This window comes from Megasphaera massiliensis, from assembly GCF_000455225.1.
In the GTDB taxonomy this organism is placed as follows: domain Bacteria; phylum Bacillota; class Negativicutes; order Veillonellales; family Megasphaeraceae; genus Megasphaera; species Megasphaera massiliensis.
Genome location: NZ_HF954536.1, coordinates 1 through 18,093 on the forward strand (window position 1 = coordinate 1; position 18,093 = coordinate 18,093).

Consider the following 18,093-nt stretch of genomic DNA (forward strand, 5'->3'; position numbering starts at 1 on the left):
CCGTGGAGCTTGTCAAGCACATTTTTGAAAGTTCTTTCAAGCCGTGCTCTCGCGGCTGTTGTCTCAGCCGGGCTGCCTGAGGACTTCCCCCTGACAGTTTATTCAGTATACTCCCGTGTAAAGGAATTGTCAAGACTATATGTAGAAAAGATATACAAAAAAAAGACCCGCTTCAAAGAGGCGGGCCTTACAAGATGCGTTATGGATTAGAATTCGGCTTTCCAGATGCCGTGGAGATTACAGGATTCATATACGACGCCGGAATCGACAGCTGCAAAAACGGCTTTCGGAGCTTCGCCCGGTTTCAGGAATTTAACTTCCAGTTTGTCGTCCGTTGCCAAGGCAATCCATTCGATGTAATGTTCTTCGAGCATCGGATGTTCTACGGAACCAACGGTAACTTCGATGGTATCTCCCACGCGTTTTACGTCAGGGATATGTTTTTCTTTGGCTGCGTCGACAGAGCCGACAGCAATCGGCGTTGCGCCTTCTACGATACCGCTGAGTAATGCTACTACATTTTTACCTTCAAGCTGATAGAATTTTACGTCTTTCATGTTAACTCCTCCTCTGTGAATGGTTCAAATATATGATTAATAATAGGGTAAACATAGTTAGGTATTTAGCAACAAAGCTTTATTTTTGTTTTATTCTACCTTATGAAGTCATCCTTGTCAACCGATTCATGCATAATGAGCATGCTTATCATTGAGCAGCGAAAATAAAGGCCCTGACGGAGGTTTTGTCAGGGCCTTTATGTAAGCGGTTATATACTATTATTCTATATCATTATTTGTTAAGGAGAAAGCAAGGTTTAAAACTTAGCGGAGGATGGCACCGGAGATGACCATCTGCTGTACCTGGTTGGTACCTTCGTAAATCTGAGTGATCTTAGCATCGCGCATGTAGCGTTCAACCGGATATTCACGGGTGAAGCCGTAACCGCCGAAGACCTGTACAGCATCGGTCGTAACCTGCATAGCGACATCGGATGCGTATTTCTTAGCGATAGCGGCATCGACGGAATAGGATTTAACGTCGGGCTGGGACATTTTCCAAGCAGCTTTATAAACGGCCAGGCGGGCTGTTTCGATCTTGAGTTTCATATCAGCCAGCATGAAGCTGACAGCCTGGAATTTTGCAATCTGTTTGCCGAACTGCGTACGTTCTTTCGCATACTGGAGAGCAGCATTGTAGGCGCCTTCTGCAATGCCGAGTGCCTGAGCACCGACACCGACGCGGCCGCCGTCGAGGGTCATCATAGCAATCTTGAAGCCTTCGCCTTCTTTGCCGAGGAGGTTTTCAGCCGGGATTTTAACGTCCTGGAATACGAGTTCACGCTGGACGGAAGCGCGGATCCCCATTTTAACTTCTTTTTTGCCGTAAGTGAAGCCTTCCATGCCTTTTTCAACGATGAAAGCGCTCATGCCTTTTGCACCGAGGGATTTATCCGTCGAAGCGAATACGACCGTAACGTCCGCTTCACCACCATTGGTATTGAAAACTTTAGAACCGGTCAGGGTATAGCTGCCGTCTTCATTTTTAACAGCAACGGTAGAACCATTCAAAGCATCGGTGCCGGCATTCGGTTCGGTAAGGCCGAATGCGCCGAGTTTCGTGCCTTCTGCCAAGGGCTTGAGGTATTTAGCTTTCTGTTCGGCTGTGCCGAATTTCCAAATCGGCCAGGAGCAGAGCATGGTGTGTACTTCGAAGCTGAGAGCAATAGAGGGGTCGACTTTAGCGATTTCTTCGCAGGCAACAGCCAAGCTGAGGAAGTCCGCGCCGACGCCGCCGTTTTCTTCTTCCCAGGGAATGCCGAGAAGGCCGAGGGTACCCATTTCGTCGAGGATAGCGCGGTCAAAAATTTCTTGTTCGTCGCGATCTTTTACAGTGGGAGCTAATTTTTTTTCAGCAAAATCTCTGGCGAGATTTGCGATATCTTGCTGCATTTCGGTAAGTTTAAAATCCATGGTAGGTGTTCCTCCTAAAAATAGTTCTTATGCCATACTTAATATTTATAAAAAAGGACGCCGCCAAACGGCGCCCTATTTTATGCTTATGGGTGATGATTATTTGCCCTGGAAGTTTTTAGCACGTTTGTTTACAAATGCGTCCATGCCTTCTTTCTGATCGGCCGTGGAGAAGCACAGTGCAAAGACTTCATCTTCATAAGCGATACCGGTGATGACGTCGCAATTGATACCGCGGTTGATAGCCGTCTTAGCGAGCTGTACAGCGATAGGTGCATTAGCCATGATTTCTTTAGCCGTCTGTTTGCAGACATCCATCAATTCAGCCTGGGGAACGACTTTGTTGACCAAGCCGATGCGATAAGCTTCGTTAGCATCGATCATGTTGGCACGGAAGATCAATTCTTTGCCATAGCCGCGGCCAACGACACGGGGAAGGCGCTGAGTGCCGCCGAAGCCCGGGGTAATGCCGAGACCAACTTCAGGCTGGCCGAATTTTGCATTGTCCGAAGCGTAACGGAAGTCGCAGGCGCAAGCGAGTTCGCAGCCGCCGCCGAGAGCGAAACCGTTGACAGCAGCGATGACCGGCTGAGGAAGGTTTTCGATGCGAGTAAACGTATCCTGGGAAATCTTGCCAAATTTACGGCCTTCAACAGGGTTCTTCGTCGACATTTCTACGATGTCGGCACCGGCTACGAAGGATTTAGCGCCGTCGCCGGTAATGATGACGACTTTGACCGATTCATCGTTTTCGATTTTGCCGACGCAGTCGTTCAATTCCGTAACCGTTTCTGTATTCAAGGCGTTGAGGGCCTTGGGACGGCTGATTGTTAAAATACCGATACCTTCTTCGTTGACGAATTTAATGTTTTTGTAATCCATAATGAAAGCCTCCTAATATAGTTCTAATCGTAACTAACTATGTTCTATTTGTCGGTTCGTCTTGAACCAACCTTGTGACTACAGTATACAAATGACTGACTTGGAACAAAACAGGAAAGGCTTGCCCTTTTTTGCATAGAATTAAGTCCTTGTGAATTTTTTTGTCAAATTCGTTGTTATCGTCCGTGGTATGTGATAAAATGTACATGCTTGTTGAACTTAATTTATACAGCGAATGAATAATTTTCATAACATATTGAAAGATATGTAGATTCCTACATCAATAAAAAAATCCATTCTAAGGAGGCACACCATGATTTCAGATGGATATTCTGCAACGTTAAAAAAGCTCATTTCCTTTACGCAGGCCAAATTTATCGCCCTGGCTGACGTCGTCGGCTATGACGTTTCTTATGTCAATAAGTGGAGCAATGGTACAAAGCTGCCGTCTTCCCGCTATGTAGAGCGGATAAATGAAGATATGGGCCAGTATTTTGCCGAACTCATCGTCAAGCAAAAGAAGAAAGATAAGTTTTTTAAATCCTTCCCCATTCCAGAACATGCGGAAGACCTGGGCTTTGAAATCAGTCAGTACTTATGCTCAGCATATCGGACGACACTACATCAAAACCGGGCTCCGAAAAGCAAAGAAAATCGTCCGTCCATCAAAGTCGTTACGGGCCACCATGATACTTCGGCTTTCTTAGCAGACCTCCTGCAAAAGAGCATCCAGAATCTTGAAGAAGACGGTGAACTCTTGGTACTCGGCGAATTCACTACCATCTGCAGTTCCCGATTCTGGAAATATTTCGAAGGACTTCAGTTCAAAAATAAGCTTGTCGTTCGTGTCGGACTGGACCTTGACAAATTGGAAGCCGACCCAGAGGCTTTGACTAACCTTTATCGCACGTTAGATGAATACCTCGATATTGACTTTGTCTTTTACGACATGAAGGAATCGGCCAATGCCAACCTCATCATCCTGAAAGGATCCTTCGTCGTTCAATATGCGTTGGACCCGCAAATGCGCTTTAAGATGTGCACCTATATCTTCGATGAATCCATGGTATGGGATATTTATGAAAAATTCAGCTTCACCGGCTCTGAACAGAGACCCATCATGTCAACGGCAAGTTCTTTAGGCCTCGATGAATTGGGATACCGCACGGCCTTCTATGCGACGACGCGCTTCTTTTTCTATTTGACCATCGGTTTTGAATTTCTCCTGCCCCACGAAGTGTTCGACAGTATCAGCCAAAACGTATCGCCGGAACGGGCATTTTCCATTCAACGCCTGTGCGTAACCTGGGAAGAAGTCCTCAATGCCGCAGAAATCACCTTCATGATACCGACGACGTCTCTCCTGCGCTACGTCGAATCGGGATATATCTATCTGACCGATATTGAATACAACCTGACGGCAGCAGAGCGAAAAGCCCACATAAAAAGCGTTCTCGAAGGGATGGAAAAGAATCCCAAGCTGACCATGGGCGTCCTCTTGCCCTCCGTTAATGAAGGCTTCTACATGGGAAAGGACCTGTCCTTCTATTCCAACTACAAGACAGGTTTCCTGAAAAAGAACAAGCGGAACATCCATAACGATGCCGATTCATTCTACATCATCAACAGCAATCGCCTTCATTCACTGCTGCTCAACGCCTTCCAAAATATGAAAAACCAGCCGTCGTACCGCCAGTACGACAAGGACGCACTCAATAAGAAATACGAAACGTACAAGCCCCTCATTGAACGGACCGTATCCTTATCCAAATAATAAAATATGCAGGCAACGAAAAACAGGCTCCATGATTCATGGAGCCTGTTTTATATCGCGATTCAGCTTATTTTTTCAAATCTTCTTTCATTTGTTTCAAGCCCATCGGTTCATCTCTAAAGAGGAATGCCGGCATGATTTTGACATCGTCGATAATCGGAGTGAAGCCCATCTGATCGAGGACGTCTTTCTGAAGATCGATGCCCGGTGCAATTTCTGTAAGGTGGACGCCGTCTTCTTTCATTTCAAATACAGCTCGTTCCGTGATGTACAGGACATGCTGTTTATGTTTACGGGCATAGTTGCCGCTGAAAGTAATATGACCGACTTCGGGAACAAATTTCTTGACTTTCCCTTCCTGAAGGATGTGGAGTTCACCGTCTTTGATTTCTTCGCGGAGTTTCCCCGTCGTAAAGGTACCGCAGAAGACGACGCTTTTCGTATTCTGGGTGATATTGACGAAGCCGCCGCAGCCGGCAATGCGCGTACCGAATTTAGAAACGTTGATATTGCCGTCTTTATCGCATTCAGCAAGGCCGAGGCAGGTCAGATCCAAGCCGCCGCCATCGTAGAAGTCGAACTGTGTAGCCTGGTCCATATAGGCTTCGGCATTAACCGAGGCGCCAAAGCGGACGCCGCCGAGAGGAATGCCGCCAATAGCCCCGGCTTCGACGGTCATGGTCAGGCTGTCGCCGATGCCTTCTTCGTTAGCAACGGAAGAAACGAGTTCCGGAATGCCGATGCCCAAGTTGATGACCGCTTCATTGCTCATGTTGAGGAGCAAGAGAGCCGCCCGGCGGGCAATGACTTTTTTAGCATTGAGCGGAGCCGGATCGAGGGCTTTGACGGGAATCGTCGTTTCGCCGGTCAGGGACGGATCGTATTCACAATCGAAGGACTGCTGGCGTTTAGCCTCATCGTCAACTTGAACGAGGTAATCGACATAGATTCCCGGTACTTTTACCAGTTTCGGGTCGAGGGTACCGCCTTTGACGATTTTTTCGACCTGGACGACGACAGTGCCGCCGCTGTTATGAACGGCCTGTGCTAAAGGCGTTGCGTCAAAGGGAGACACTTCCTTGCTCATGACGACGTTGCCCCATTCATCGGCATAGGTGCCGCGGATAAAACCGACGTTCATATCCATACGCGGATAGAAGAGTTGTTCATGACCGTCGATTTCGACGACTTTGACGAAGTCTTCTTTGGTAACGTCATTGAGGCGGCCGCCGCTGATGCGTGGGTCGGCAAAGGTATCGAGGCCGACGTGCGTAATCGTGCCCAGGCGATGGGCCGCCACGTCGCGGAAATACTGAGCCAAGGTCCCCTGGGGCAGGTTGTATGCCTGAATCTTATTGTCGTTTACCAGGGCCTGGAGGGCGGTAACAGCATTCCAGTGACCTAAGATGGCTTTTTTCAGCATGCCTTCATGGGCGAAGTGATCGCCGCCGCGGCCATCGGTATTCCCCTGGGAGGCAGCGTAGATAAGGGTCAAGTCTTTCGGAGCACCGCTTTCTAAAAACCGTTCTTCAAGGGCACTGGTCAAGGCTTCAGGCTGACCGGATCCAACAAAACCGTTTGTCGTTACGACGTCGCCGTCTTTTACCAGCATTGCCGCTTCTTGAGCTGTAATTATTTTCACTTGTTTCATGTCTTCCATCTCCTATGTCTCACGTTTCATGACGTGTTCTTCGTGATTTCAGTATACAAAAGGTCGGAGTGGAATAATACATGAAAAGGATGGACTATTTTTGTATGAAAAAATTCCAAGAAGTCAAATTATTCAGCTTCCAGGGCATTCCATGCTTCATCGGCCCGTTCGACGAACATATGACGGATGGCATCGTTTTCACCGAGACCGTGGATATAGGGGGTAACGGTAATGCCTTCTTTTTCAAGAATGCTCTTATGGGAATCTTCTTCGGCACCGGCCATATCATTATTGGCATGGTCGCCGGCAACCATCATCATCGGCATGAGGGTAACGTGTTTGATGCCCTTAGCTTTAAGCATGGGGATGACCGTATCCAAGTGAGGCCAGCCTTCGACGGAATAGATGTAAACGTTGCCGAGTTTTGCCGAATCGAGACGGTTCTGAACGACGGAATAGTAGGCATTGGCCGGATGGGGCGTACCGTGGGCCATGACCAGAATGGCCTCTTGGTCACCGATTTTAGGGAACTGGGTCGAAAAAGCTTGGACGAATTCTTCCACGTCGTCGCGCTGATCTTCTTGGCCCATCCAATAGAGAATCGGCGTACCGAGGGTCATTTTCTTGAAGTCATTCTTATAGAGGTCAAAAATGGCCGAATCATAGGCGTATTCCATACCGGGGATGACGTCGAGGGAGGTGATGGCAACGCGGGTATAGCCGTCTTTTTTCAGCTGTTCCAAGGCTTTTTCCGGCGTCGGGATATCAAGGCCTTCGTTGGCTTTAATGCGGTCGACGATGATATGAGACGTAAAGGCTACGACGACTTTTTGATTCGGATGAGCTGCCTGAATGTCAGAAACGGTCTTGTCGATTGTCTTCTGGCGGCTGTCTTTGTAGGTCGTACCAAAGCTGAGCACTAAAATAGCGTCTTTATTGGCGACGTTCTGCATGGCCGGGTTATTGTAGGTACGGACGCCGATTTCAGCGGCCTGTTTTAAAGCCGGCGTAGCATCTTTAACTTCCGGGTTGAGGGTGTAACCGGCAGCAAAAGAGGTGGCGCCGAAGGCACCCATAGACGTAATAGCCAGGGACAGGATCAAGGCGGTTTTCAATTTTTTACAACGCATAACAATCTCTCCTTTAAATAAAAAAGTAAAATTATATACATTAAGCGTTCACCATCGAATGATTCCCATAAAAAAAGAGCCTCGCACAGATGTTCATGACATCATGCGAGACTCTTCCTAGTCTATATCGTCGTAAGTTCTGACTATCAATCGCCATCCCCATCGCTCGCAGGTCAATCGGTGATTTTTAACCAGGCAGTTCTTCTGGCTCGGAATCACAGCCTTGCTGCGCCTTCCCATACGTTCGTACAGTGGCATCATAGCAGCCGGGCTCCTCCTTACAGCGGCGGGACCGCGCCGGTCTTTCACCGGACTTCTCTATTGAGCTTACGCACCTGATATACGCTATGTATTTGTTAAAGAAATAGTAGTTGACCGATTCCTTATCTTATAAAACCAAGGTCGGAGCTACATAGGTACGAGCCAGTAATTCCTGGTTGAGGGAATAGAGGCCCTTAGCATCTTTGCCAAACAGTTCATATTTTTTAAGCAGGTCGTCGGCATTCTTTTCTTCTTCGCCCTGTTCTTTGACGAACCAGTCGAAGCACTGCATGGTGCGGTAATCATGGACGCTGTCAGCGGCATGATAGATTTTATTGATTAAGGAAGTTACATACTGTTCATGAGCCAGGCCCTCTTTGAGGACGGCTTCCGCGCTTGCAAAGTCATTCTGCGGCTGTTTAACGGCTTCAAAGATAACTCTTTCGCCGTTGTTGTGCAGATAAGTCCGCATCAACATGGCGTGGTCATGTTCTTCCTGAGCCTGGATATCGTACCAGTTGGCAAAGCCGTCGAGACCGTTGTCATAGAAGTAGTTGGCAAAGGACAAATACAAATATGCAGAGAAAAATTCTTCATTGATCTGAGCGTTAATTAATTCTTTTACTTTTGCATCAAGCATAGTAATACCTCCTTGTTTCCTTTCTGAAAACTCGTATAAAACGGGCTTTTTATTTAAGCAACTTTATTATAACACATTTTGCAGGTTCTGAAACCTATTTTTATCTATTTTCTAAAGAAAATCAATATTAATTAGTCAGAACCGGGTCCTTTGTGGTGACTGTGGCTGCCATCCTTGTAATTGACATGGATGGTCCCCATGTGGACCTTACCGTCGACAATCGACAAAGCATCTGTCGAAACGTCACCGAAAAACATGGATATGACGACATCTTGGAAATGGAGGTCTTTGCCATCCTGAGCAAAGGAACCGGAAATGCCTCGGAAGGGCAGGCCATGGTAACGTCCCGGCCCGGACCAAAAATCTCCATAAACAGCTTTCGTTCCAGTCGTGCGATTTTCTTCCATATGAAGATTGAGGTCGACATCGCAGCGCAAAAACAGGTCATGGGCAGCAATGCTCCCCTGAAGCTGGGTCCCTACGATATCCGCTGTGTAAGATTTATCATCTAAATTGACCTGCCCCCGTCCCTTCATAGAACCGCCGAAAACACCGGCCGTCACATCACGGATATCAAGAAGGCCTTTTTCATAGTGAACCTGACCTTTGACGTCGGTAAATACTAAGGTCGTAATATCGAGCTTATCCATCGTCAAAATCCCGTCAATGACAGGTTTATCTAAGGGGCCTTTTATGTCAGCCGATACGGTCGCCGGATCGTCGATATCGAGACCTGCTCCGAGGGATTTCGGATTGCAGTCGGTCAGAAGCAGGAATAAGTCGTACTGCGGTGTTTCCGGTGCAAAGTCGATACTGCCCCGAATGCGCAAGGATTTAGCAGCCACGGTCCCGGAAAAAGGGCCGGCCTGCAAATTGATATCGGTCTTGCCTTTAGTATGGATATCCGCGTCCAAATCGACATCTTCTATGGTGAAGTGACGGTCCGGGGACTCCGCCTCGATGGTACTGTGACGTAGTACGACACGACAGTTAAAAGGACGATTTCCCTTAGGTCCTGTCAGTTCAATGACCTTCTGCCCTTTTTTCTCGCTGTCTCCAGGATTGGATTTGATGTGCTGCAATTCCATCTTGTCATTAAAAATCAGGTGGAGGTAGGCATTATTCAGGGTCACTGTTTCAAGTGTCTGGGTTCCAATGCGCCCGGTAAGGATATCGCTGATCTTGACGGTAAACTCTCCGTCCGGGACCTCTACCAACTTCTTACCGTCTTCATCGACCCAGATCAGGTTTTCAAAGGAAACGGTCCCACCCGGTGTCGCCGTCAGTCGTTCCACCGTGACCGTCCCCGGGAACAATTGGCGTTCGGCAACGGTCTTATTAAAAATATCAGCAGCCTTATAGCTCATATAAAAGCACAGTCCATAAAGGGCTGCAGCTAATACTAAGAAGACCACGAAGCCTCGTATAAATTTTTTCTTATGACGACGAACCCAATTACCCACGCGAACCTCCATAGCTGCTGTATTTTGAACAAAACATAAAAATCAAACCGCAAAATGCTAAGAAATGAGTCATTTACAAGTTTACTATTCCATTAAACAAATGGCGATTTCAAAATAAAAATCGGCATAGTTACCGCTATTATCGTCATATCAGTCGATGTAAACCCGTTTCATTTTCATCTTACCAAAGAGTGATGTCGAAGGCCGTATCCGATATCAAAAATGCTGTCCCCGGAGAGACAGCATTCATAAAAGTTTTTAATACCATTCGTTGATCCAGTTTTTTTCTGTCGGGAAGAGCGCCTGAAGAGCCTTTAAGGCCGTATCCAAACCTTGGAGTTTTTCATTGAATACCAGGTCGTTTACGTCCATGGCACCAAAGACCAATAAGGCCAGAGTTCCGATAGGCATGGTAACATCAGCATCCTTTGACATTTCTCGGGTAACAATGCCCCTGCCCCCGGTTACGGTTAAGGTAAAGGTACCGCAGTTCCAATCGGCCAAGGGATCTTCCGTATGGAAGGTAACTTTCCCATCGGCACGATACGGCTGCTGTTCCAAAGCCCCTTTGACGTCGACAATGCGGCCGGTCATGAAGGGCATCGTTTCATGGCCCGATTTTCCATCGGGATAGAAGCGATAGGACTGGTCGTGAATGCCTTCGTTCCACTGAAAGGCTTCGCCTTGAGAACGATGGTTATACATATAACCGAGAAGGCCGGCCTTGCCTTTACGAGAGGTGTAAACAAATTCACCACTGACAATCGTCGGTTGTCCCAATTGATAAAAGGCATATCCAATAGGCGTATCGCCATCGAAACAGACGGCAATATTGCCTTCTCCCAATTGAGCATCGATATGGCTGCGCCAGCTTTTTTCATCACGCAGAGCATAGCCGGAAAGCCCCTTCGTATAGCCGTCATACACGGCTGCCAAGTATGGCCATTGGTCGCTGCTGTTGACGAAGGCATAGCGGACGGTACGATCCGTCAACGGGCGCAGGGCTTCAAGGGGCAGCGTTTCTTTCCACTGATGGCAATAGAGTTCATAGCCATAGGGCTGATAGAAACCGGCCTTACTGGGCATGAGGATGTTAACGTAATGGCCGCGTCGTTTCATTTCAACTAAGGCCGCTGTCAACAATTTACCGCCAATGCCGCCGCGCCGAGCTGCCGGATGGGTGGCCAGGCCAACGATATAAGACGTATCAATGGCCTTGCCCCTTAGGGACAGTGTGTAGGGATTCAGGTGCGTCAGGCAGGCCATCTCATCATCTTGAAAACCCATAAGAACATTTTCCGGCTGATAAAAATGGTTGAAATACCACTGGAAGAACGGGTCTTCCCGATGTTCAAAACAGTAGTCCCATAGGCTTTCGACGAGACCTCGGTCTTCAGGAGAAGCCAAGCGGAAATCCATAAAAAAGCCCCCTTATTTCTTACGCAGCGTGACGTCGTACTTTTCTACGAAATGGTCGGGATTGTACGATTCCTTGGAATGGCGCAGGCCGGGAATCCCCATGTCTTCTTCACGGTTGATGTAGGTCGTATGGCCCCAAGCGTGGACGACGAATTCATGGTTAATAGCCTGGTAAAGACCGCGGATCGTAGGATCACTCTTTTCAAAGTGGATGATAGCCGTATCATCGTTGAGCATTTCGCCGATGGAAAAGGCCACGATTTTATTGTACATACGGATAGCACCGCCCGTAGGCTGCAGTACCGACCAGTTATTAAAGACTGTTTCGATAGCGTGGCGTTCACCTAAGAGTTCATCGTCGCCATCGCCGTCTTCGTGCTGATTATACCAAGTCTTTTCGGCTTCCAGACATTCGTCAAAGATATCTTCTGTAATGGGCACATATTCCCAGTTGCCGATATATTGATTTCGGAAGTGATTGAGATTATTTTTCTTCTGACGGAATTTTTTACCGGATAAGTTAATCAGGCTCTGAGTCAAGTACACGTATTCGTAATTGTCCCGGTCAGGTGTGAAGTCATAACAGTCTTCACAGAGTGCCTTGATTCGTTCGACAGCTGCCGGCGTAACGCCCTTCATGAGAAAGGGATAGCCGTGTTCTTCGAACCACTCATGCATGCGCAGGACGCCTTTGACAAAGCTGCCGTCTTTACGGGCAAAAGGCGGAATCCAGAACTGCTTTTTACCGCGGCCTGAGCGCACATAGAGGACGTTATCTTCTTCGGCCCACTGGATTTCATAGGGCTTTTGCCAAGCAAATAAGGTCATAAAGGTCGCATCAGCCTGTTCATACCGCTTTTCATTAAAATAGGCATCGATGAGCGGTTTATCTTCTAATCTAAATTCTCTGAATTGAATAATAGTAATCTCCCCCTAAAAGTTACAGCACCTTAGATACATAAGGATTGTCATTAATATAAAAACGCCAGGGAAAATGCTTTCCGTGAGTTGCGTAATCGATATTAATGCGCGTCGTCTGCACGATATCAACGGCAGACCCGGTGTCATCATGAGCAATATAAAGGCTGGGCCCCGTTAAATCAAGCTCATTATGCACTCTTGTGATTCCAAAAGCCTGACAGAGCTTCCCCGGCCCGTTTGTCAGGTTCTTGCCGAGCTTCTTAGCCTTGCGGCGCTCGGCCATCAATTCCATTCCAATGACCGGTTCGACAGCGCGAACAAGGACAGCCTGCCCCTGTCCGGACGGACCGGTAACGACATTGAAACAAGAATACATTCCATAGATCAAGTAAACGTAGCTAATACCGCCCCTATGAAACATGGGAGCCGTTCGGCCGGTCAGGCCGCGAAAGCTATGAGAGCCGTCGTCAGCTACGCCGTCACAGGTACAACCGTAAGCTTCTGTTTCGACAATTCGTCCGGCACAAAGGCCTTCCGGAGTCTTATGAACAAGATATTGTCCCAGAAGCCTTTGGGCAACGGTTACGGCATCGGATAAAAATTCCCGGGGCGTCCAAGTAGGGCCTATCATGATTTTTTCCGGTATCCTAAGGAATGTGAAATTTCATTAGCAAATTGACTGGCTTTAAACAGCATCTTCTGACGAATAGAGTCATAAAAACGCATAGACGGACCGGCAATTGTCAAGGAAGCAATGACCTGCCCTTCGAAGTTAAAAATAGGAACGGCCAGGGCAAACAAGCCATGTTCGCTTTCATCCTGCGTAATGGCATAGCCGTTATGGCGAATGGAAGCAAACTCTTCTTCAGACATGTTGCCGTATTTATCGATATAGCCTTGGCGTTCGTCATCATGAGCCCAGGCCAAAAGCACCTTGCCGGCAGCTCCCTTGTAAAGGGGCAGGGACTCACCGATAGGAATGACCCGTCGAAGTGAGTGAGTGCTTTCTACATGATCGAGGCAGATGCGAAATTCACCTTCCGCAATATAAATGCTGACCGTTTCATTAAACAACTGTTGTAAACGTCGTAAATAAGGTTTAGCCAAGGTGACCACATTTTCCGTCCAGTGCGACGAGTATCCGAGAGCCAGCGCCTTAGGTCCCAGGCGGTATTTCTTGGATGCATCGCTGCGAGTCAGGTATTGACGGCGTTCCAGCGTGTTTACAATACGGAATGCCGTCGACGTGTTCAGGCCCGTATGCTCAGCGATTTCCTTTAAGGTCATCCCCGTATTGCACTCGACGAACAAATCGAGGACATCAAGGCTTTTTTCCAGAGATTTCAATAAACTGCTCTGATGTTCATCTTTGCCCACTGGCCTCACCCTCCCTTGAAATTATGACTTTACACTCATTCCGATTTCCAGTGAATCAGGCGGATCGGAAACGACAATATCGCCTTCTTGAAGGCCATCTAAAATGACGACGCGGCCGTCCGATTCATCACCGGTCAATACGGACCGAGCATCGGCTAAACCGCTGCTGTTAACGATGTAAACGAAATCACCGCTGTCCTTGGTACGGACAGCTGTCTTCGGAACGGTAATCTGTGAAACTTCCTGCGGCGTGGCAATGCGGACGTGGTAAAATTCACCGGGAACAAAGAGATTCTTGGCATTATTAAAGGTAACTTTTGCCATATAGGAACCGGTTGACGGATCTTTTTCCGTTGCCAAGTAGGTCAATTCACCCGTTTCCGTTTCGCCGGAAGGCGCAATGATGGAAATTTGCAAACTGCCTGCACCCTTAGCCTCCGACAAGGCCTTAACATACATTTCCGGTACGGCAAAGGTGGCAACCAACGGTGACATCTGTTGAATCGTCGCCAATACATTGCCGGCAACGGCGATAGACGGATTGTCGGATACGGCCGTTACCCGCCCTTCGATAGGCGAATAAATCGTCGCATTCCCCAGCATGTCGCGAGCCGTCTGAATAGCTTGCTGGAGCTGAGCAATTCGTTCTTGATTGACCGGTGCCGCTTCAGGAACCTGGACAGTCTGAGTGCCGCCGCCTGAATCGGCCATCATCTGATTGTATTCAACCTTGGATAAGGCCCCCATATTATACCAGGCTTTCAATTCAGCCCGACGGCCGCCATTATCGCTGCTGCCGCTGTCCGGAACGGTAACCGTCCGATACGTCGGAGCCGCTGCCGCAGACGCCGCTACCAGTTCGGCTTCAGCTTGACTGACACTTTGTTGATATGGGGCAGCATCGACTTGGGCGACGACGTCACCGGCTTTTACCTGCTGACCGACGGCCAGCGGAGTCGATACCAGCTTTCCCGATATTTTTGGAACGATGTTGGTTACATTCAAAGCCGTAATATTTGCATCTAAGGTCAGGGCTACGGGATGGTTCGACTTGGAAACCGTCTCTGTTTCCGTAGATACGCTGTTACCGCATCCCGACAGGACAGAAACCGCGAAGACCGCAGTACAGGCCAATACAGCCCATTTCTTTAATTTCACGATATCCCTTCTTCGCATACGTTAAAAAAACGTGTAATACAACGTAACCAGCACGACGCCGGGCAGGCCAAACAGACCCATAATAAGGCCTGTTGCCAGCGTAATCGGAACGTGCTGAAAACCAAAAAGATAGCCGAAATGATTGACGCCGTATAATACGATAAGGCCAATGATGACATTGACCACGAGATGGCGCATAGGCGTCAAAATCACCTTATGCACCAAATATAAGATAACGACGCCGATGGCTATCGACAGATATTCCATACCTTCCTCACATTTCCTGCCGATTGGCAACGGCACCTGCCAGTGTCGCTTCGTCGGCATATTCGATATCGCCGCCCATAGGAAGTCCGCGGGCGATACGAGTTACGCGAATGCCGGCCGTCTTGATGAGACGCGACAAATACAAGGCCGTTGCTTCTCCTTCCACATCCGGGTCGGTGGCCAAGATAACTTCCTTTACATCGGTATTGCCCAAACGCTGCAGCAATTCTCGGATGCGCAAATCCTCGACATTAACTCCGTCCAAAGGAGAAAGGGCTCCGTGAAGGACGTGATATAAGCCGTGGTAATCACCGCTTCGCTCGATAGCTTGGACGTCCTGCGGCGTTTCTACGACGCAGATTGTCGAATGGTCGCGGCTGGTATCACTACAGATAGGGCAGGGGTCCTGAGAAGACAAGTTGAAGCAAACCGAGCAAAAGTGCATATTTTCCTTAGCATCGCGAATGGCATTGATAAATTCATCGACGCGGCCCGTCGGCTGCTGAACGATGTAATAGGCCAGCTTCCGAGCCGTTTTAACGCCAATCCCCGGCAGGCAGCGGAACTGCTCGGTAAGCTTGTCTAACGGCGTATCCATTAGAACATTCCCGGCAGGTTCATCCCGCCTGTAATCTTGCTCATTTCCTGAGCCATCATGTCGTCAACTTTCTTATTGGCTTCATTGACGGCAGCTACCATGAGGTCTTCCAGCATTTCTGCATCTTCCGGGTCGATGATGCTCGGATCGATGTGAACGCTTTCGACATTTTTTTCACCGTTCATGACGATGGTCAGGACTCCGCCGCCGACCGTCGCTTCTACAGTGCGTTTTTTCAAATCTTCCTGCAGTTTCTTCATTTCCTTCTGCATCTTCTGTACTTTTTTCATCATGCCTTGCATATTTCCACCAAACATTTGATATCCTCCTGTTTCTTTCAAGCTTATTTTTTATTTTCTATATATATATTACAATCTCCCACCGTTTTAATCAATGGCCCGAGAGCGGCCCTTTCATCGGCGTTCATGTCGTCGACAGAGGCCGGCTGCCACACTTCTTCGTCGGATTCGGGCAAGGCTGTAGGAGCTTGAATATCGGTTTCAGGTATTTCCGACAGCGGTTCCGGTTCCGGAGGTCGGACGACTTCCGGGACTTCAGGGACGACCGGCGCTGCCGCTACGGATTTATGCTTTTTTTTTTCGTAAGTCTTCAGCTCATCGTCCCCTTCAAGGAACCCCTGCATATGATAGGCCCCTCCGAGGACGGAAGACAAGGCTTCATCGGTAAGTTTAAAGTAATCTTCGCGATTCGCCCGTTTAACCATGAAGGCCGTCTTAAAGGCGACGATAACCTGCCCATCGCCGATGTAAATGACGCGTCCATTGCGGATACAGGATAGAACAGCTTTCTTCTTCTCTTTGTCGAGAATGGCGCACATCTTATCCCAAACGTTCTGATAATCGGCCGATACGACAGGAGCTGCATCCGAAGCTGCCGGCTGAGCCGGCGCCTTCGTTTCAGGCACATCCTGATGAGCCGGCGCTGCCGTCTGTTCTGCCGACGGAGAAGTCGGCTTTTGATTGGATTGCCTTGAGGGGACAGCCGCAAACAAAGCATCCTTTCCGGAAGTTCGTTCGACAGACGGCGCCATTCGTTGAACCGATGTAAACTCATCATCGGGGAAGGGAACGGCTTCTTCCGGCGCACTAAACGATTGATAATCGTCTTCTTCCGGTACGGGGATTGCCTCGTGATGCTGCTTTTTAGGCGCCGGCTGCGGGATATGCGCCCCCGTATCAACAGCAGTGACAGGCTGTGTTAATTTACGGGCCGCCATGAGCAGCCCCATTTCAACGGCAATGCGCGGAACCGGCGACGTTTTCGCCGTCAGTAAAGCCTGCTGCAACACATCGACGACTTGAAAAATAGTTTCCGGCGAGGCAGACTGCGCTTGTTTACGAAGTTCCCCCATGCTGTCACTATAAGCCGAAAGCGTATCTGATCCGGGTGCTGCCTGACAGAGCATGAGAGCCCTTAAATGGGCTAAAATCTCGGTCAGGATCACCCTCGGTTCTTTGCCCAGTTGGATGATATCGTCGACGCCTTTGATAATGACGTCGCTTCGCCCGTCAAAAATAGCCTGGGACAGAGAAAAGAGCCAATCTTTTCCTATGAGGCCCAGTAAATCGCGAACGAGTTGTTCATCGACGGCACCGGAAGCATTGCTGACGCACTGGTCGAACATACTCAGGGCATCGCGCATGCCGCCGTCGGCTTGGACGGCTAAGATATGGGCGGCCCCTTTCGTCAGTTCAATCTGTTCCTGCTCGGCAACGTAGAGCAGGCGATGGGCAATGTCAGCACTCGTAATACGGCGAAATTCATATCGCTGGCACCGCGATAAAATAGTCAGGGGAATCCGTTCCGGTTCCGTCGTCGCCAAAATAAAGATGACGTGAGCCGGCGGTTCTTCTAGTGTCTTCAACAGAGCATTAAAGGCTTCTGTCGTCAGCATATGAACTTCGTCGATGATATAAATTTTCTTATGCCCTTCAACAGGCATAAATTTTATCGTTTCCCGCAAGGTGCGGATATCTTCAATACTGCGGTTAGAGGCGGCATCGATTTCGACGACATCCAAGGATTCGCCGCTCATAATATGGAGACAGGCTTCACAGGCATTGCAGGGGTGAGCCGTCGGTCCATGAACACAGTTCATAGCCCGGGCAAAGATTTTGGCCGTACTCGTCTTGCCGGTCCCGCGAGGGCCCGAAAAGAGATAGGCATGAGCAACCTTGTCCGTCTCTATCGCTTTTTGCAATGTCTCCGTAATATGGGACTGGCCGACAACATCTTCAAATCCCTTAGGCCTCCATTTACGGTATAGTGCAATGTATGCCATCGATACCTTTCCTTCCGTATATGAAAAAAAGCAGCTAACCGCTGCTTTTACCAACTGAAAAGTACTCGTGTATGGTAACCCGCCAGGTTTCCTCGTGGCACATGGAAAGATCTACTTATTGCTGCTTCCTCTCGGACCTGACAAGGTTCATAGGTTCCCATTGCACAAGCCCCAACGGATTACCACGCACCAGTACTCTTATTAAGTTAGCTACATTATTATATCGTGAAAAATCGATTTTGGCAAGAAAATTTCTGAAAAAATCAAGAATTTTTTTCAA

At 48.5% G+C, this 18,093-nt stretch carries 18 protein-coding genes, 1 other RNA gene and 1 riboswitch; of the genes, 2 read left to right on the forward strand and 17 right to left on the reverse strand.

From position 1 onward, the window contains the following. On the forward strand, positions 1-210 hold a 210-nt coding region (locus TX77_RS13995), incomplete at its 5' end, for a hypothetical protein (RefSeq protein ID WP_044503318.1). Here TX77_RS13995 and TX77_RS02795 read toward each other — a convergent pair. The 3 genes from TX77_RS02795 to TX77_RS02805 form a co-directional block, all read right to left on the reverse strand. Beyond that, complete coding sequence (locus TX77_RS02795) at positions 207-557, reverse strand: desulfoferrodoxin family protein (RefSeq protein WP_044503319.1); 351 nt, start codon at positions 555-557, stop codon at positions 207-209. The genes TX77_RS13995 and TX77_RS02795 overlap by 4 nt on opposite strands. Before the next feature lie 264 nt (positions 558-821). Continuing rightward, positions 822-1,970: an acyl-CoA dehydrogenase gene (locus TX77_RS02800; RefSeq protein WP_044503320.1), complete on the reverse strand. Its 1,149-nt coding sequence runs from the start codon at positions 1,968-1,970 to the stop codon at positions 822-824. Between the two features lie 99 nt (positions 1,971-2,069). Next, on the reverse strand, positions 2,070-2,852 hold the full coding sequence (locus TX77_RS02805) for an enoyl-CoA hydratase-related protein (protein WP_044503321.1): 783 nt from the start codon (positions 2,850-2,852) through the stop codon (positions 2,070-2,072). 313 nt (positions 2,853-3,165) lie between these two features. Between TX77_RS02805 and TX77_RS02810 the strand changes: the two genes are divergently transcribed. Continuing rightward, positions 3,166-4,626: a hypothetical protein gene (locus TX77_RS02810; protein ID WP_044503322.1), complete on the forward strand. Its 1,461-nt coding sequence runs from the start codon at positions 3,166-3,168 to the stop codon at positions 4,624-4,626. 67 nt (positions 4,627-4,693) lie between these two features. On the opposite strand, the gene TX77_RS02815 is transcribed toward TX77_RS02810, so the two are convergent. The 14 genes from TX77_RS02815 to ffs form a co-directional block, all read right to left on the reverse strand. Then, on the reverse strand, positions 4,694-6,277 hold the full coding sequence (locus TX77_RS02815; RefSeq protein WP_044503323.1) for an acyl CoA:acetate/3-ketoacid CoA transferase: 1,584 nt from the start codon (positions 6,275-6,277) through the stop codon (positions 4,694-4,696). A gap of 128 nt (positions 6,278-6,405) precedes the next feature. After that, positions 6,406-7,407, reverse strand: coding sequence for a sirohydrochlorin cobaltochelatase (locus TX77_RS02820; RefSeq protein WP_044503324.1), 1,002 nt, complete (start codon positions 7,405-7,407; stop codon positions 6,406-6,408). 177 nt (positions 7,408-7,584) lie between these two features. Then, positions 7,585-7,761, reverse strand: a riboswitch (cobalamin riboswitch). Positions 7,762-7,795: 34 nt separating this feature from the next. Next, positions 7,796-8,308, reverse strand: a complete 513-nt coding sequence (locus TX77_RS02825; RefSeq protein WP_044503325.1) for a ferritin — start codon at positions 8,306-8,308, stop codon at positions 7,796-7,798. Positions 8,309-8,439: 131 nt separating this feature from the next. Next, positions 8,440-9,723, reverse strand: a complete 1,284-nt coding sequence (locus TX77_RS02830; RefSeq protein ID WP_230198013.1) for an AsmA family protein — start codon at positions 9,721-9,723, stop codon at positions 8,440-8,442. A 306-nt stretch (positions 9,724-10,029) separates the two neighbouring features. After that, positions 10,030-11,190, reverse strand: coding sequence for a GNAT family N-acetyltransferase (locus TX77_RS02835; protein ID WP_044503327.1), 1,161 nt, complete (start codon positions 11,188-11,190; stop codon positions 10,030-10,032). 12 nt (positions 11,191-11,202) lie between these two features. After that, positions 11,203-12,018, reverse strand: a complete 816-nt coding sequence (locus tag TX77_RS02840; RefSeq protein ID WP_044503328.1) for a DUF2156 domain-containing protein — start codon at positions 12,016-12,018, stop codon at positions 11,203-11,205. Between the two features lie 112 nt (positions 12,019-12,130). Then, positions 12,131-12,742, reverse strand: a complete 612-nt coding sequence (locus TX77_RS02845) for a DNA-3-methyladenine glycosylase (RefSeq protein ID WP_044503329.1) — start codon at positions 12,740-12,742, stop codon at positions 12,131-12,133. Beyond that, a complete protein-coding gene (locus TX77_RS02850) occupies positions 12,739-13,488 on the reverse strand; it encodes an IclR family transcriptional regulator (protein WP_044503330.1) in 750 nt (249 codons plus the stop codon). The genes TX77_RS02845 and TX77_RS02850 overlap by 4 nt, the downstream gene beginning before the upstream one ends. Before the next feature lie 21 nt (positions 13,489-13,509). Further along, positions 13,510-14,646 (reverse strand): efflux RND transporter periplasmic adaptor subunit, encoded by a 1,137-nt coding sequence (locus tag TX77_RS02855; protein ID WP_044503331.1) that lies wholly within the window; start codon positions 14,644-14,646, stop codon positions 13,510-13,512. Positions 14,647-14,667: 21 nt separating this feature from the next. Continuing rightward, positions 14,668-14,913, reverse strand: coding sequence for a pro-sigmaK processing inhibitor BofA family protein (locus TX77_RS02860; RefSeq protein ID WP_044503332.1), 246 nt, complete (start codon positions 14,911-14,913; stop codon positions 14,668-14,670). A 7-nt stretch (positions 14,914-14,920) separates the two neighbouring features. Continuing rightward, a complete protein-coding gene (recR, locus tag TX77_RS02865) occupies positions 14,921-15,511 on the reverse strand; it encodes a recombination mediator RecR (protein WP_044503333.1) in 591 nt (196 codons plus the stop codon). After that, positions 15,511-15,828, reverse strand: coding sequence for a YbaB/EbfC family nucleoid-associated protein (locus TX77_RS02870; protein ID WP_044503334.1), 318 nt, complete (start codon positions 15,826-15,828; stop codon positions 15,511-15,513). Before TX77_RS02870 ends, recR begins: the two co-directional genes overlap by 1 nt. Before the next feature lie 26 nt (positions 15,829-15,854). Further along, complete coding sequence (gene dnaX, locus TX77_RS02875; protein ID WP_044503335.1) at positions 15,855-17,813, reverse strand: DNA polymerase III subunit gamma/tau; 1,959 nt, start codon at positions 17,811-17,813, stop codon at positions 15,855-15,857. Positions 17,814-17,858: 45 nt separating this feature from the next. After that, positions 17,859-18,061: signal recognition particle sRNA large type (gene ffs, locus TX77_RS13135), an RNA gene on the reverse strand. Between the last annotated feature and the right edge of the window lie 32 nt (positions 18,062-18,093).

What these genes read in the sequence shown, in the direction of transcription:
- TX77_RS02800 (WP_044503320.1), bottom strand. Translation starts at nt 1,970, where the DNA reads ATGGATTTTAAACTTACCGAAATGCAGCAAGATATCGCAAATCTCGCC.
- TX77_RS02795 (WP_044503319.1), bottom strand. Translation starts at nt 557, where the DNA reads ATGAAAGACGTAAAATTCTATCAGCTTGAAGGTAAAAATGTAGTAGCA.
- TX77_RS02825 (WP_044503325.1), bottom strand. Translation starts at nt 8,308, where the DNA reads ATGCTTGATGCAAAAGTAAAAGAATTAATTAACGCTCAGATCAATGAA.
- recR (WP_044503333.1), bottom strand. Translation starts at nt 15,511, where the DNA reads ATGGATACGCCGTTAGACAAGCTTACCGAGCAGTTCCGCTGCCTGCCG.
- TX77_RS02820 (WP_044503324.1), bottom strand. Translation starts at nt 7,407, where the DNA reads ATGCGTTGTAAAAAATTGAAAACCGCCTTGATCCTGTCCCTGGCTATT.
- dnaX (WP_044503335.1), bottom strand. Translation starts at nt 17,813, where the DNA reads ATGGCATACATTGCACTATACCGTAAATGGAGGCCTAAGGGATTTGAA.
- TX77_RS02810 (WP_044503322.1), top strand. Translation starts at nt 3,166, where the DNA reads ATGATTTCAGATGGATATTCTGCAACGTTAAAAAAGCTCATTTCCTTT.
- TX77_RS02845 (WP_044503329.1), bottom strand. Translation starts at nt 12,742, where the DNA reads ATGATAGGCCCTACTTGGACGCCCCGGGAATTTTTATCCGATGCCGTA.
- TX77_RS02840 (WP_044503328.1), bottom strand. Translation starts at nt 12,018, where the DNA reads ATGACCTTATTTGCTTGGCAAAAGCCCTATGAAATCCAGTGGGCCGAA.
- TX77_RS02805 (WP_044503321.1), bottom strand. Translation starts at nt 2,852, where the DNA reads ATGGATTACAAAAACATTAAATTCGTCAACGAAGAAGGTATCGGTATT.
- TX77_RS02860 (WP_044503332.1), bottom strand. Translation starts at nt 14,913, where the DNA reads ATGGAATATCTGTCGATAGCCATCGGCGTCGTTATCTTATATTTGGTG.
- TX77_RS02870 (WP_044503334.1), bottom strand. Translation starts at nt 15,828, where the DNA reads ATGTTTGGTGGAAATATGCAAGGCATGATGAAAAAAGTACAGAAGATG.
- TX77_RS02815 (WP_044503323.1), bottom strand. Translation starts at nt 6,277, where the DNA reads ATGAAACAAGTGAAAATAATTACAGCTCAAGAAGCGGCAATGCTGGTA.
- TX77_RS02835 (WP_044503327.1), bottom strand. Translation starts at nt 11,190, where the DNA reads ATGGATTTCCGCTTGGCTTCTCCTGAAGACCGAGGTCTCGTCGAAAGC.